This is a genomic window from Vibrio sp. YT-19(2023), from assembly GCF_033337395.1.
Genome location: NZ_JAWOQN010000774.1, coordinates 1 through 597, shown reverse-complemented (window position 1 = coordinate 597; position 597 = coordinate 1). Strand labels below are relative to the sequence as shown.

General features: G+C 46.7%; 1 protein-coding gene. It reads left to right on the top strand.

Going from position 1 to position 597, the window contains the following annotated elements; all coding sequences use genetic code 11:
• Positions 1-597: NCS2 family permease (locus R7E78_RS28395; RefSeq protein ID WP_318058916.1), on the top strand; the 597-nt coding region annotated here is incomplete at both ends.

Here is a 597-nt window from a genome sequence, read left to right as displayed (position 1 = left end):
AACACCACCAAGTATCGCACCAACATTCTTACAATTGGATTTCTCGGGTCTATTTGAAGTCGGCATGATCTCTGTTGTGTTCGCTTTCTTGTTCGTCGACTTATTTGATACGGCTGGTACGCTCGTTGGCGTTTCTCAAAAAGCCGGTCTAACGGATGAGAATGGCAACATTCCTCGTCTAAACAAAGCACTACTTGCTGACTCAACAGCGACTTCTGTTGGTGCGTTGCTAGGTACGTCAAACACGACTTCATACATTGAAAGTGTTTCGGGCGTAGCTGCTGGTGGTCGTACTGGCCTAACCGCAGTGGTTGTTGGTGTACTCTTCCTGCTTGCACTATTGTTCTCGCCACTAGCGGGTATGATCCCTGCGTATGCAACGTCAGGTGCATTGTTCTATGTAGCAATTTTGATGCTTTCTGGCTTGGTGAGCATTGATTGGCGTGACCTAACTGAAGCATCTCCAGTCGTTGTAACTTGTCTTGTGATGCCGCTTACTTTCTCTATTGCAGAAGGTATCACCCTAGGCTTTATTGCGTATGCTGCAATCAAATTGTTTAGTGGCAAAGGCCGCGATGTATCGATGAGTGTTTGGGT